This is a genomic window from Mesorhizobium sp., assembly GCF_004962925.1.
In the GTDB taxonomy this organism is placed as follows: domain Bacteria; phylum Pseudomonadota; class Alphaproteobacteria; order Rhizobiales; family Rhizobiaceae; genus Mesorhizobium.
Genome location: NZ_SUEO01000029.1, coordinates 13497 through 25903, shown reverse-complemented (window position 1 = coordinate 25903; position 12407 = coordinate 13497). Strand labels below are relative to the sequence as shown.

General features: G+C 63.1%; 13 protein-coding genes and 1 pseudogene. 5 read left to right on the top strand and 9 right to left on the bottom strand.

Features of this window, described 5'->3' with window-relative positions:
- From E5W87_RS09225 to E5W87_RS09215, 3 genes and pseudogenes are all read right to left on the bottom strand, one after another.
- Nucleotides 1-126, bottom strand: a pseudogene (locus E5W87_RS09225) (ABC transporter ATP-binding protein); the annotation flags it as partial.
- Nucleotides 123-1076 (bottom strand): HlyD family efflux transporter periplasmic adaptor subunit, encoded by a 954-nt coding sequence (locus E5W87_RS09220; protein ID WP_292396279.1) that lies wholly within the window; start codon nt 1074-1076, stop codon nt 123-125. The gene E5W87_RS09220 and the pseudogene E5W87_RS09225, both read right to left, overlap by 4 nt.
- Nucleotides 1073-1768, bottom strand: coding sequence for a DUF1956 domain-containing protein (locus E5W87_RS09215; RefSeq protein WP_292396277.1), 696 nt, complete (start codon nt 1766-1768; stop codon nt 1073-1075). The genes E5W87_RS09220 and E5W87_RS09215 overlap by 4 nt, the downstream gene beginning before the upstream one ends.
- A 91-nt stretch (nt 1769-1859) precedes the next feature.
- Between E5W87_RS09215 and E5W87_RS09210 the strand changes: the two genes are divergently transcribed.
- Genes E5W87_RS09210 through E5W87_RS09200 form a run of 3 tightly spaced genes read left to right on the top strand, consistent with a single transcriptional unit; the run spans nt 1860 to nt 4162 of the window.
- Complete coding sequence (locus tag E5W87_RS09210) at nt 1860-2333, top strand: CYTH domain-containing protein (protein ID WP_292396276.1); 474 nt, start codon at nt 1860-1862, stop codon at nt 2331-2333.
- Nucleotides 2330-3304: a CHAD domain-containing protein gene (locus E5W87_RS09205; protein WP_292396274.1), complete on the top strand. Its 975-nt coding sequence runs from the start codon at nt 2330-2332 to the stop codon at nt 3302-3304. Before E5W87_RS09210 ends, E5W87_RS09205 begins: the two co-directional genes overlap by 4 nt.
- A 30-nt stretch (nt 3305-3334) precedes the next feature.
- Complete coding sequence (locus E5W87_RS09200; protein WP_292396271.1) at nt 3335-4162, top strand: lipo-like protein; 828 nt, start codon at nt 3335-3337, stop codon at nt 4160-4162.
- A gap of 84 nt (nt 4163-4246) precedes the next feature.
- Here the strand turns inward: E5W87_RS09200 and E5W87_RS09195 are convergent, their stop codons facing one another.
- Together E5W87_RS09195 and E5W87_RS09190 are read right to left on the bottom strand one after the other, a co-directional pair.
- Nucleotides 4247-5623: an adenylate/guanylate cyclase domain-containing protein gene (locus E5W87_RS09195; protein ID WP_292396268.1), complete on the bottom strand. Its 1377-nt coding sequence runs from the start codon at nt 5621-5623 to the stop codon at nt 4247-4249.
- Between the two features lie 275 nt (nt 5624-5898).
- On the bottom strand, nt 5899-6699 hold the full coding sequence (locus E5W87_RS09190; protein ID WP_292396265.1) for a helix-turn-helix transcriptional regulator: 801 nt from the start codon (nt 6697-6699) through the stop codon (nt 5899-5901).
- 114 nt (nt 6700-6813) lie between these two features.
- Here E5W87_RS09190 and E5W87_RS09185 point away from each other — a divergent pair, with 114 nt between their 5' ends.
- Nucleotides 6814-7671 (top strand): ATP/GTP-binding protein, encoded by an 858-nt coding sequence (locus tag E5W87_RS09185; RefSeq protein WP_292396262.1) that lies wholly within the window; start codon nt 6814-6816, stop codon nt 7669-7671.
- A gap of 21 nt (nt 7672-7692) precedes the next feature.
- Here the strand turns inward: E5W87_RS09185 and E5W87_RS09180 are convergent, their stop codons facing one another.
- From E5W87_RS09180 to E5W87_RS09165, 4 genes are all read right to left on the bottom strand, one after another.
- Nucleotides 7693-9411 carry a SulP family inorganic anion transporter gene (locus E5W87_RS09180; protein ID WP_292396259.1) on the bottom strand — a complete coding sequence of 573 codons (1719 nt, stop codon included), beginning with the start codon at nt 9409-9411 and terminating at the stop codon, nt 7693-7695.
- A gap of 118 nt (nt 9412-9529) precedes the next feature.
- On the bottom strand, nt 9530-9799 hold the full coding sequence (locus E5W87_RS09175; protein WP_292396256.1) for a helix-turn-helix domain-containing protein: 270 nt from the start codon (nt 9797-9799) through the stop codon (nt 9530-9532).
- Between the two features lie 190 nt (nt 9800-9989).
- Complete coding sequence (locus tag E5W87_RS09170; protein WP_292396253.1) at nt 9990-10688, bottom strand: phosphatase PAP2 family protein; 699 nt, start codon at nt 10686-10688, stop codon at nt 9990-9992.
- Between the two features lie 14 nt (nt 10689-10702).
- Entirely contained in the window at nt 10703-11041 is a 339-nt protein-coding gene (locus E5W87_RS09165) for a hypothetical protein (protein ID WP_292396250.1), read from the bottom strand.
- A gap of 206 nt (nt 11042-11247) precedes the next feature.
- Here E5W87_RS09165 and E5W87_RS09160 point away from each other — a divergent pair.
- The coding region (locus E5W87_RS09160; RefSeq protein WP_292396307.1) for a PhoX family phosphatase at nt 11248-12407 on the top strand (1160 nt) is incomplete at its 3' end.

Sequence of the window (12407 nt, the reverse complement as noted above, 5' to 3'; positions counted from 1 at the left end):
CTTGCCCGAGCCGTTCGGGCCGAGGAAGCCGACGATCTCGCCTTCGGCGACCGTCATCGTCACATGGTCGACGACGGTCTTGTCGCCGAAGCGCTTGACCAGGCCATGGACGTCGATGACGTTCATTTGCCGATGTCCGCCAGATCGACATCGACGATCTGTCCCGGCTGCAGCGCGCCGGCGTCGCCCTCGGGCCGCGCCTCGACCAGGTAGACCAGCTTCTGCCGGGTCTCGAGTGAGTAGATCACCGGTGGCGTGAATTCCGGGTCCGGCGACACGTACCTGACGCGAGCCTTCACGTCCGGCCCGCAGCCGTCGCAATGGACATTAAGCAGCGTACCGACTTTCACCGACGAGAACGCACTTTCCGGCACATAGACGCTGAGCTTCACCGCGCCATCCGGCAGCATCGAAATGACAGGCGAGGTCGGGCCGGCCGTGTCGCCCGGATTGCGGATTACATCGTTGACGCGGCCGGGCGACGGAGCCGCCAGGACGCGCTTCGACAGCCGCCATCGCGCTTGCTCCAGCGCCGATTGCGCCTGCCTGACCTGATTGTCGGCGGCCTTGATCGTCTCGGGCCGTGCCGGCAGGCCGCCAACGGCGAGATTGGCTTCCGCCTGGCCGACCTGCGCATTGGCCGTCTCCAGCGTGGCCGAGGCGGTGTCGAAATCGGCCTGCGTGCCGGTGCCGCGTCTGAACAAATCGCTGGCACGGGTGTATCTGCGTTTGGCGTCGGCGGCTTGCGCCCTGGCCATGTCGACCTGCGCCTTGAGCACCTCAATCTCTTCCGGACGCTTGCCGACCTGCAGGTCGGCGAGTTGCGCCTGGGCTTGGGCAAGCGCCGCCTCGGCTTGCGCGACGGCGATTTTCGCATCGGCGTTTTCCAGCGTCACCACCGGCGTGCCCGGCGCGACCCGGTCGCCGCGTTTGACCGAAATCGTCTCGACCTGCGCCACCTCGATCGGCGCGAGCAGCACATAGTCGCCCTCGACATAGCCGACGGCGAGTGGTGCGGCCGGTGCGCAGGCGCTGAAAAGCTGGGCGGCGAGCGGCAGAGAGCAGAGGAAACTCATGATCTAGGATCCTTCCGGGCGGCCAATATGGCGCCAAGGTTATCCGTCACCGCCGTCGCGATCTTGGCGGCCTCGGCATCGCCGATCGTGCGCCAGCCCATGCGGCGCATCACCGCTTCGCGGCCGATGCGGAAATAGACGACCTGGCCGATCAGCGTGAACACGGTGAGTCGGGTAGCCTCACTCTCGGCCGGCTCGCCCGTCGCCTGTTCCCAGATCAGGCAGAGCCGGCGATGCGCGGGTTCGAACACGCCGTCATAGATACGGTCGAGCGCGGCGGTTGGATGAGACAGCTCACGCAACACGAACTGCACGATCTCGCCGGCTTCCGGCCTTGCCGCGATGAAAGCCACCATCCGCTCCAGTGCGGTGAATAAATGTGCCCGCGCTGCCTCGGGATCGGCCATTGCCGCCGCGGGCGCTTGCAGATTGCCGATCGCCTGGCCGGCAATGGTCTGGATGGTGTCGACGATGTAGTCGGCCGCAGCGTTGCGAAGCCCTTCCTTGCCGCCGAAATGATACGCGATCGAGCCGATATTGGCCTTGGCCTCGGCCGCGATCTCGCGCGTCGACGTACCGTCGAAACCCTGGCGTCCGAACAGCTTCAGCGCCGCGCGGACAAGTGCCGTGCGCGTCATGTCGGCGGGAGACGCTTCGCGCCGCGGAGTTTTGGCGTTTGTCGATTTGCTCATGACAAGCGATTTAATCAATCGAATGATTAAAGTCAACCCCAGCCCATCCCCACCTTGCCATCTCTAGCCGCACGCGCTTTAGTGCGAAGCCATGGTCAAGGAAATCGAGCGCAAGTTCCTGGTCTCCGGCAATGAGTGGCGGGATCTGGTCGAAGCGGACATCCGCATTCGCCAGTTCTATCTCGCCGCCGCACCCGGCCGCTCGGTGCGCGTACGCATCAGCGACGGCGCCTCGGCAAAGCTGACGCTCAAATTCGGCAGCAAGACCCGCGAACGCGACGAATTCGAATATCCGATCGCTCTGGCCGAGGCGCAGGAGATGCAGGCCTTCGCGATCGGACATGTCATCGAGAAGACACGCCACCATGTTAGGCACCGCGGCTATCTCTATGAAGTCGATGTCTTCGGCGGGATGCTTAGCGGTCTGGTGGTCGCCGAGCTCGAGACGCCTGAGGACGTGCCGGACGAAATGCTGCCAGACTGGCTCGGCCGTGAAGTCACCGGCGAGCAGAGGTTCTATAACGCGTCGCTCGCCCTCGAGGGGATTCCGGAGATCGCCGCATGAGCTATCGCATCAATCCGCGCCTGCCATTGACCGGCGAGGTTAGGCGCATCCTCGCCGAGGAGATCGGCAAGGCACTGGTCCATCTGGACACGGCGCGCGACAGGCCGGAACAGGGGCTGCACAAATGCCGTAAGCGGCTGAAGAACGTTCGTGCCTTGCTGCGCCTGGTCCGTTCCGGAGACGAAACATTCTGCGTGACCGAGAATCAGTGTTACCGCGACGTTGCAGCCCTGCTTGCCGGTCCGCGCGAGGCGACCGCGCTGGTTGAAACAATCGACCGGCTGGCTGCTGCCTTTCCCGAGCAAAGCGCCGGCGGCGGTCTCGATGCCGTTCGCGAGACGCTCGTCACGCGCCAGCACGAATTGCATGGTGGAGCCAGCCTCGACGCTGCGATATCTGCTGCGATTGCCGCTTGCGAGCAAGGTATCGAACGGACCGACAGCCTTGCCTTGCCCGACCAGCCCGAACAGGCCGCCGATGTGCTTGCCGAAGGCGCTCGCATCACTCTGCGTCGAGCCAGAAAGGCGCTGGACAAGGCGGGCTCGCGCGGTGAGGCCGACGATTTCCACGATCTGCGCAAGGCGGCGAAGACCCATGGCATGCACCTGTCGCTGCTCGGCAGGCTGTGGCCGATGCCGATCAAGGCCCGGCGCAAGGCCGTCGACGAACTGGGCGAAAGGCTGGGCGAATTGCATGATGTGTTCGTCATGCGTGGACTTCTCGATGCCGACGACCGGCCGCTCGGCTCTCCGCAGGAAACGCGGCTCCTTGGGAAGCTGTTGAAGCGCTCCGAGAAAAACCTGAAGAAGACCTGTCTCGCCGCGGCAGCCGATCTGTTCGGCGACAGCCCCAGGCGCTCGACAAGGAAACTCGCACGCAAGGCGCGCGACGATCTGGCCGCGACGCGCGAAGACGCCAGCGCGCCGGCACCGTCGGCTGACGCAGTCCTCCGGTTCGGGATCATGGTCTAGGCCGCCTGGCTGTGGTAATCGCCGTCTGGCATGATCGAGACCGGGGACACGCTTCTGGACCGACTTGGCCGCTGGCTTGCCGGCCGGTTGCAGGAGGAATCGTCCGGCTACGAGCCCTACACGCCGTCCGATGCCGAAACGCTGCGCCGAACGCTCGAGCCCGGCGACATCCTGCTCATCGAGGGCAACCAGAAGATCTCGGCGGCGATCAAATACCTGACCCAGTCGACCTGGTCGCATGCAGCCTTCTATGTCGGCGATGCCTTGCCCGAACCTGCGGACGGATCGGAGCGGCGCCGCCTGATCGAGGTCACGCTTGGCGATGGCTGCATCGCCGTGCCGCTGTCGCGCTACCGCACCTACAATACGCGCATCTGCCGGGCGAGCGGTCTGGCGCCGGAAGATCGCGACAAGGTCGTTGCCTTCATGATCGGCAAGCTCGGCCTCAGATACGATCTCAAGAACATCTTCGACATGCTGCGTTATTTCTTGCCGACGGCGCCGGTGCCGGTGCGCTGGCGCCGCCGCATGCTGGCGTTCGGCTCCGGCGACCCGACGCGAGCCATCTGCTCCTCGCTGATCGCCGAGGCCTATGGCCAGATCCGCTATCCCATCTTGCCCGAGATCACCCGGGCACCCGGCCGTGCCTCGGCCCAGTCGAACTATTCGCGCAAGGAAATCCTGCACATCCGCCACCATTCGCTCTACACGCCGCGCGACTTCGACCTGTCGCCCTTCTTCCGCATCGTCAAGCCCACGCTGGAGTATGGCTTCGACTACCGGGCGGTGACCTGGGAGGACAAGGCAGGCACAGACGCCGCAGCCGCGAAGGCTGGAGCAATCACCTCAGGCACGTGATGGCTTTCGGCCTGGGTCAGGACACACCCCTATGGCGCGGCCGCTATCCGGCCGAGGTGAAGGCGTTTCACATGGCGGCCTATATCACGCCGAGACCGCAACAGCGCCCCGGTTTTCGGCTCTGTGTTCGACCCAAACATGGACCGGTTCGTCCCGGCCGCGGATGCTCACCGGTCCATGATCGCGCGCATTCAACTGTGTCGTGGGCGATTCCGCTTGCGCGGCTTCAATCAGTCGTGACCCAAAGCAAATATTCGCCTGAAGCTCACGGCAGAGCGCTTGCAAACGGCTGGCGACGTTGACGGTGTCGCCCACCACCGCGAAAGACAGATTGCGCTCGCTGCCGACCGCGCCGATGACGACTGCGCCATATTGTGCACCGATCCGAACGTCCAGCGGCGGGTATCCCCTGGACACCCGCTGCACATTCCAGTCTTTGAGAGCGGCGATCATCGCTTCAGCGCATTGGATGGCCCGAGTCGCGTCGTCATGGCTGGCTTGCGGAACCCCGAATGTCGCCATGATGCAATCGCCGATATAGTTATCGACTGTGCCATGGTGGTCGAAAACGACCTGCTCCATGCGACGGTGGAACTGACGCAGAAGTTCGAACACTGCTTCGGCCGGATGATCCTCGGAATAGTGTGTGAAGCCGACGATGTCGGCGAACAGCACCGCGATATCCTGCCGGCGGACCGGGCCGAAGGGCTCGTCATCCGTGGCGAGCTGGTCGACGACATTGGGCGAAAAATGCCGGGCGAGATTGGCGCGGGCGCGCTCTGCCTTGACATAGTCTTCCGACAGATGTCGGGAACGAGAGACGACCAGCGCCATGATCGCGCCGATAATCAGCACAACCAACACGTTGGTCGCCTGCGCGAATGTATCGACGAAATTGGGATTGAGATAGAGGTTCAGTCGCTCTGTCATCGGCAGCGAATAGAGGTTCGTCGCCGGAATGACGGTTCCCGCATGAAAAATCACCCATCCCACCCCGATCGCCCACGTCAAGGCCGCGAGCGCGCCGAGATAGAGCGCCAATCGTGTCGAAAGGGTCAGCGCGCCAAGACATACGAAAATCAGCAGGAATTTGAAGCTGCCCTCGCGCAGTTGCATCGCGGCCGGCGCGACTTCCAGCGAAAACGGGTTGGGCGTTACCAGCAGAACGGTCAACAGAATGATGTCCAGCGTACCCACGAGGTAACCGATCCACCATGGCGCGTTGCGACGGCGCGCAAAGAGAAACTGGATCAGGCCGACGAGCTGGAACAGCACGAGGCCCGCCAGCACGAAGAGCAGCGAGGCATCCCAGCGGCTGATCGATGAAAAGAAGCAGGAGATGACGGCGAGCGATGCCGTACGCGCCCAGAACTGCAATGCAGCACCCTGGCGTTCTGCGCGCTCCCGCAAATTTTTTAGGCGCGAATAGCGGCGAAGTTCAAGTGTTGGCGCGGTCGGCATAGGATCACTTCGATTTCACGGGGACGTATCACGCATTCGGCAAACCCGCCCTCTACTGGCAAATCAGTGCGCGAACTCTACCATGAATGTGGTTTCATTTTTGAAGCGCGGCTGCAAAGAGCAAAAAGGTCCGGACAAAAGATCATGGTGGAAACTGAAGCAGGACAGGCGGAGGCTTCCCCAGTTCAGGTCACCAAAAATGGTGGCAGTCGGCGCCGCCGGAGTGGTGCGCGACAAGCCGCCAGATGCAATCCTGCTCGGGATGATTGGCTGTGTCAGGCCGGCAAAGGAGGGCGTCCCTTTGCAGGAGCGACGGGCCGGTCTCCCGCACCGGCATCGCGCGGATGCGGCCCGACCGGCATGATCGCCGGAAATGGCGTCGCGCCGAAGGCGAACGTCCACTTATACCCGACGAGCCCGTCTTCGGGCGTCGTATGCTGGTCGTGGTAGGCAAGCAGCTTGGCGCGCTCGGCCAGTTCCTCCGCCTCACGCCTCAGCATTTCCGCCGTTTCCGGCCGCATTCGCCTGGAGAAGCTGACGAATGTCGCCTCGCGCTCCAGATGCGTAATGGCCCAGCCGATGAAGTTCTTATTGGTCATCTCGAACAGCGGCCGCAGCGGCCCTTCGAAATTCCACTGGATCGGCGTCTCGACCAGCAACCTGGCCGACAGGCCGCGGCCAAGCGCGACCAGGCCCAGCTCCTCGAGGTCACGCAGATAGAGGAACATCGAGGCCTCGCTCAATCCTTGTGAGCGCATGATGCCTTCCGGCGTGAATTTCTCGGAGAGCATGACGAAGATGAACAGCAGCGCCGGCCGGCTGGCGAGCTTGCGCTCGATTTCCGGCGCGATGTGGTTGGCCGGCCCCGGTCCCCTGTTCATCGAGCCGAGCACGTTTTCCAGTTCCATGCCGGCAGCGGCGCAAATCTCCACCAGCCGGTCCAGCTTGCAGTTGCGTTCATGGAAGATACGCTTCACCGTCGGCTCGGAAACGCCCATGCGCTCGGCAAGCACGCGATAGGTGACGCCCTTCGCCTTGAGCGTCCGCTTCAGCGCCTCGAAGATCAGGCTGTTCATGCGATGCACCTCTTTTGGGTGATTTCGTATCGATCTTCGATACTGGATGCAATCGACCTTCCCGAAAAGTATCGAAAACCCTAGTTCTCCGTCATCACTACAGGAGAACCAGCCATGAAAACCCTGATCACCTCGACACTTCTCGCCATCATCGGAATCGCCACCGTGCCTGCGGCCCGGGCTGGCGAAATCTGGCGCGCCACTGGCCTCGAACAGCCGGAATCGGCGTTCTTCGACGCTGCCGGCAAGCGCATCATCGTCTCCAATATCGTCGGCAACCCCGGCGAAGCTGACGGCAACGGCTATCTGTCAATCCTGTCCCTGGACGGCAAGATGGTTGCTCAGCATTGGACCGACGGCATGGACGCGCCGAAGGGCATGGCCATATCCGGCGGCAAGCTATATGTCGCCGACCTGACGAAAATCCGCGTCGTCGATCTCGAAAACGGCAAGCTCGTATCGACCATCGATGTGCCTAATACCGTCTTTCTCAACGACATGACCACTGATGCCTCCGGCAAAGTCTACGTCACCGACATGCTGGCTGACGCGATCTACCGCATCGACGGCGACAGGCCGGAACTGTTCCTCAGGGATGCGGCACTTGCGTCGCCCAATGGTATCCTCGCCGATGGTGGCCGGCTGATAGTCGCGTCGTGGGGCAAGGGCATCAAGCCGGATTTCAGCACCGCAGAGCCGGGTGGCCTGCTCGCGGTCGATCTCGCCACCAAGGCGATTTCGCAACTGCCCGGCGCACAAAAATTCGCCGATCTCGATGGCGTCATTGCAGTCGGCGACACGATCTACGCCACTTCCTACATGACAGGCACGCTCTATCGCTACAAGGTTGATGGCACACCGGAGAAGGTTGCGACCTTCAATCCGGGCAGTGCCGATATCGGCACCGATGGCAGCAGGATTTTCGTGCCGCTGATGAACGACGGCGAAGTCGTTGCGCTGACGCTCGACTGAGCCGGTTCTTTTTGTCGGCTTTCACGATGCGGGCGCGGCATTCTTCAACTGCGCCCGCGCATCCTTGATCGAGGCGGCATATGTCACCAGCGGGCGCTTGACGCCGTGGTTGATCAGCATGCGCCGTGTCTGCGGCGAAGCGCCTGATATGATGAAGCGCACGCCGGCGCGCCTCGCCTTGTGGGCCGCGCCCTCGATGACGTTGGCTGCCGTCGAATCGAAGAACGGCACTGCGGAGCAGTCGAGGATGAAGTTCTGGCGCTGGTCGGCGATGCGGTCCAGCACCGTGGCGACCGTCGAGGCGGCGCCGAAGAAGAAGGCGCCCGAAATCCGGTAGACGACGGTGTCGGCATCGCTGGCTTCGCTGGAATCGTATGCATTGGCGGCGCCGGTTCTGTCGGCGACATCGTCCAGCACCAGCCTCTGGTCCGGCTCAACCGCAATGCTCTTGGCCATGCGGTCGATGAACAGGATCGAGCCCAGCGCGAAGCCGACGACGATGCCTTCGGTGAGGTCGCGGAAGATGACAATCAGGAAGGTCGTCATCAGCACCAGCGCGTCGCCGCGCGAGGCACGCAGCAGTGTGGCAAAGGCCTGCTTCTCGAACATGTTCCAGCACACCACTGCCAGCACGCCGGCAAGTGCTGCAAGCGGGATGTAGCTGGCCAGCGGCGCCGCCACCAGCATCAGGGCAAGCAGGAGGGCCGAATGGATCATGCCCGAAACCGGTCCATGCGCGCCGGCCCGCACATTGGTCGCCGTGCGGGCGATGGTGCCGGTGGTGCAGATGCCGCCGAACAGGGCGGACGCGATGTTGGCAAAGCCCTGCGCCACGAGTTCGCAATTGGAGCGGTGCTGCCTTCCTGTCATGCCGTCGGCGACGACGGCCGACAGCAGCGATTCGATCGCGCCGAGCAGCGCAAAAGCTATGGCGTCCGGCAGGACGTCGATTATCCTGCCGAAGCTGATCGGCGGAAAGGCCGGCATTTGCAGGCTGCGTGGGATGCCACCGAAGCGCGTGCCGATCGTTTCGGCAGGCAGCGAAAACAGCGCCACGACAAGCGATGCCAGACCGATCGCGATCAGCATGGCGGGCCATTTCGGCCGCCACCGCTTCATCAGGGCAATGGCGATGATGGTCAGCGCGGCCACGAAGGTGGCCGCGAGATTGATCGTGCCGGCCGCCTCGCCGATCGCCATCAGCTTCGGCACCAACGGCCCGGGTTCTTTGCCGGCGAGCTTCAACCCGAACAGCTCGACGATCTGGCCGGAGAAGATGATGACGGCAATGCCGGCGGTGAAACCGACGGTCACCGGATAGGGAATGAACTTGATGTAGGTGCCGAGCCGGAGATAGCCGATGGCGAGCAGGAAGACGCCGGCCATCATCGTCGCCAGCAGCAACCCGTCGACACCGACCCGCGCCACCGTTGCCGCCACCAGCACGATGAAGGCGCCGGCCGGCCCGCCGATCTGGAAGCGGCTGCCGCCGAGCGCCGAGACGAGGAAGCCGCCGATGATGGAGGTGTAGAGCCCGCGTTCCGGCGTCACGCCCGATGCGATCGCGATCGCCATCGACAGCGGCAGCGCCACGATGGCCACGGTCAGTCCGGCGATGGCATCGGCCTTGAAATGCTCTGACGTGTAGCCCTCGCGCAGCACCGTCACCAGCTTCGGTGTGAACAGTTCGGAAAATGTCGGCCGCGCCGGTTGATGAATTGCCCGTCGGGTTCGATCCATGGACTGCCTTCCGCTCCTGATGCATGCCGCCCAAAAGTGGGGCAACGACATGCATAAAAACCAAGGCGGCGAGATCGTCGGCAGGACTGTCGGCGGTCGCCGTCGCGACTTTGTCGGCTCAGCCTGGCGGGTTCTGCGGCACGGCCGGCTTGAGGCGCACGCCCCTGCCGCCGCGTTCGCTGGCCTGATTCTCGCCGATCAGCTCCACGCCGGCCTCATCGAGGGCCTGGATGACCTTCATCAGCGTGTCGACCACGCCCCTGACCACGCCGCCGCTCGCTTCCATGCGCTGAATGGTTGGAAGCGAAACCCCGGCGCGCTCGGCGAGCGTCTTCTGATCGATGCCGGCCAGCGCCCTTGCGGCGCGCATCTGCGCGGCAGTGATCATCGGCTAAAAACCCCCGTCTGAGTCTGCATCCCCATGCATAATACTATCGTTGTGATGGTTCAAGCATCATGATGCATATGTCAGACATGCACGCACCAAGACCGGTCGTGTCCTGCAGAGCCTGCGCGACAACTGGGACAGCAGGCCCTCGGCCGTGGAAAATTTCGAGGAGAATTAGCCGCAGCGTCGTTCAGGCGTCGGTCTGCCCGCGCCATCGCTGCAACGCCCATGCGGCCAGCCAGCACAGCATCGCCCAGGCGAAGCCGGCGCACCAGCCGGCCAGCACGTCAGATGGCCAATGAACACCGAGATAGACGCGGCTGATGCCGACCAGCAGCGTCGTCAGCACGGCAAGTGCCAGCACATAGATCTTGGTCGTTCGCCCAGGCAGGAAGCGCGACGCCATGCTGCCCAGCGTCAAATATGTCACCGCAGACAGCATCGCATGGCCGCTCGGAAACGAAAGCGTCGCCACGTCGGCGAGATGCGAGACCAGATCGGGGCGCGGCCGGTCGATTCCAAGCTTCAGCGTACTCGACAAGGCCTGCCCGCCCGCCACCGCCACGAAAACGAGAAATGCTGGTCCGGGCCTGTGGATCAGCAGCAGATAGACGATCACCGCAGCCGTGATCAGCACGAGCACACTGGCGCTGCCGAGGCTGGTGATGTCGCGCATGGCCCCTTCCAGCCATGGCGGTCCGATCGGATTGTCGGGCTGGCCCGCTTCACGGAAGGCGAGCAGGATTTCCGTATCGAAGGCGTGTGGCGTGGTGTCTCGCGCCACCTCCATCAACTCCTCGAACCCCCACAGTCCGCCGGCGATGACCAGTCCGGCCAGCAGCACCGGGAATTCGACCCAGTTGAGCAACTTGTTTGTGGTATTCTTCATCGACCCAATCGCAATCACAGCCTTTGCAGATAGGGTCCAAGTGTGATCAACGCCACAGCTGCGACGGCGAGCACGATGCCGGTTGCCTGCAACGCATTGACGCGCTCGCCGAAGAAGACCAGTGCCACCACGTTCACCGACACCAGCTGGATCACCGCCGACAGGCTGAACGACACCGACATGCCGAATTCACGGATCAGCCTGAGCATGATCAGATTGCCCAGCGAATAGAGCGCCAGCGTCAGAACGATCTTGCCGAGGCTCGGCGCCAGTCCCCATTGCTTCGCCGCCGTCGCCGCCAGCAGGAAGATCACCGTCGAAGTGCCGAGCTGCCCCAGTCCCCAAAAACTCACTTTTTATCCCTCTCGAAGCGGTGCTTCCGTGCCTGCCGCAGATCTTGTTTCCGAAGCGTTGGTCGCGGTCAAGCGGGGCTGATCATGGACACGAAATCGGGGCTGGAAATTGGCCGGAAACGTCATCAAACTGTGATCTCCCGGCGATACGCGGTCAGTCAAACAAGACGCTCCAGCCATCCCAAAGAAGCCAGAGGCAAGCCCCCATGACTGAACATCGCTCGTCTGAACATCGCTCGACCGAACATCGCTCCCCCGACGCCCAGTTCCGCACCAGTCTGCTCGAGGAAAACGATGGGCCAGGAACCAATCCCACTGATAACCAGACGATGGGCGAGGTCATCGCCGCGCGTTTCTCGCGCCGCGGTTTCCTGCAGGGATCGCTCGCGGCAACCGCCATCGCCGTCACCGTCAGCCCGCTCGCGCTGATCCTCGCCGACGATGCCCGCGCTGCTGGCGGCTCGGCCTTCACCTTCGACGAGGTCGAGGCAGGCGTAGACGACAAGCATCATGTCGCTCCGGGCTATGACGCCGACGTGCTGCTGCGCTGGGGCGATCCGCTGTTTGCCGACTCGCCGGAATTCGATCCAACTAAACAGTCGGCGCAGGCACAGGAAAGGCAGTTTGGCTACAACAACGACTATGTCGGCTACATCCCGCTCGACGGCTCGGCCGAACATGGCCTGCTGGTGGTCAACCACGAGTACACCAACCCGCACCTGATGTTCCCCGGTCTCGTCACCATCGTCGAGGGCAAGGCCAAGCAGGCGCCGCTGAGCAAGGAACAGGTCGATATCGAGATGGCCGCGCATGGCGGCACCATCATCGAGATCCGCAAGGTATCAGGCAAATGGCAGGTGGTGCGCGACGGCAAGCTCAATCGCCGCATCACCTCCAACACCGAGATCGCGCTGTCAGGCCCCGTCGCCGGCCACGACCGCGTCAAGACCAATGCCGACCCAACTGGCACCAAGGTCATCGGCACCGTCAACAACTGCGCCGGCGGCGTTACGCCCTGGGGCACCTATGTCATGGCCGAGGAAAACATCCACGGCTATTTCTCCGGCGAACTGCCGGCCGATCATCCGGAAGCCGGCAACTACAAGCGCCTGGGCATTCCCGAAGGCGCCTATGAGTGGGCGGCGCATTACGACCGTTTCGACCTCGGCAAGGAACCGAACGAGCCGAATCGTTTTGGCTGGATCGTCGAGGTCGATGTCAACGATCCGACATCGACGCCGAAGAAGCGCACCGCCATGGGCCGCTTCAAGCATGAAGGTGCTGAATCGATCGTCGCCAAGGATGGCCGCGTCGTCTTCTATCTCGGTGACGACGAGCGTTTTGACTATGTCTATAAATTCGTCAC